Origin of the sequence: Pseudomonas sp. NPDC089569, from assembly GCF_050280625.1 — a bacterium.
In the GTDB taxonomy this organism is placed as follows: Bacteria; Pseudomonadota; Gammaproteobacteria; order Pseudomonadales; family Pseudomonadaceae; genus Aquipseudomonas.
The window spans coordinates 1-1,192 of sequence record NZ_JBNNVQ010000270.1 but is presented as its reverse complement, the minus strand read 5'-3'; the positions used below and the strand labels follow the sequence as shown (position 1 = coordinate 1,192).

The window sequence follows — 1,192 nt, the reverse complement described above, 5'->3', positions numbered from 1 at the left end:
CGGCGACACCATCCTGGGCATGAGCCTGGCCCACGGCGGTCACCTGACCCACGGTGCCAAGGTGTCGTCCTCGGGCAAGCTGTACAACGCCGTGCAGTACGGTATCGACACCACCACCGGCCTGATCGACTACGACGAAGTCGAGCGCCTGGCCGTGGAGCACAAGCCGAAGATGATCGTTGCCGGTTTCTCGGCCTACTCCAAGACCCTCGACTTCCCGCGCTTCCGTCAGATCGCCGATAAGGTCGGTGCACTGCTGTTCGTCGACATGGCCCACGTGGCCGGTCTGGTCGCCGCCGGTCTGTACCCGAACCCGATTCCGTTCGCCGACGTGGTCACCACCACCACCCACAAGACCCTGCGCGGTCCACGTGGCGGCCTGATCCTGGCCAAGTCCAACGAAGAAATCGAGAAGAAGCTCAACGCAGCAGTTTTCCCGGGCGCCCAGGGTGGCCCGCTGATGCACGTGATCGCCGCCAAGGCCGTGTGCTTCAAGGAAGCGCTGGAGCCCGGCTTCAAGGCTTACCAGCAACAAGTGATCGAAAACGCCCAGGCCATGGCCGGCGTGTTCGTAAAACGTGGCTACGATGTAGTGTCCGGTGGTACCGATAACCACCTGTTCCTGGTCAGCCTGATCCGTCAGGGCCTGACCGGCAAGGATGCAGACGCTGCCCTGGGTCGCGCCCATATCACCGTGAACAAGAACGCCGTGCCGAACGACCCGCAGTCGCCATTCGTGACCTCGGGCCTGCGCATCGGCACCCCGGCGGTGACTACTCGCGGCTTCAAGGTGACTCAGTGCGTCACGCTGGCCGGCTGGATCTGCGACATCCTCGACAACCTCGGCGATGCCGATGTCGAGGCCAATGTCGCCGAGCAAGTGTCGGCCCTGTGCGCAGACTTCCCGGTTTATCGCTGAGCGCGGTTTTGGAGTAAATGACTATGCAACGCTACTCGGGCTTCGGCCTCTTCAAGCACTCCCTCAGCCACCATGAAAACTGGCAGCGCATGTGGCGCACGCCGACCCCGAAAAAGGTCTACGACGTAGTCATCGTCGGCGGTGGCGGGCACGGTCTGGCGACCGCCTACTACCTGGCCAAGGGCCAATGGGTAGCAGGTGCCGACTATTCGGCCAACATCAACCCGTCGGAGTTGAGCGACAACATCGGTGATTACGCCAGGGCCGACCTGG

At 62.9% G+C, this 1,192-nt stretch carries 1 protein-coding gene and 1 pseudogene; both read left to right on the top strand.

All coding sequences use genetic code 11. From position 1 onward, the window contains the following. The coding region (gene glyA / locus ACQKP2_RS33005) for a serine hydroxymethyltransferase (RefSeq protein ID WP_427582402.1) at positions 1-919 on the top strand (919 nt) is incomplete at its 5' end. Positions 920-942: 23 nt separating this feature from the next. Beyond that, a pseudogene (locus ACQKP2_RS33000) lies at positions 943-1,192 on the top strand (hypothetical protein); the annotation flags it as partial.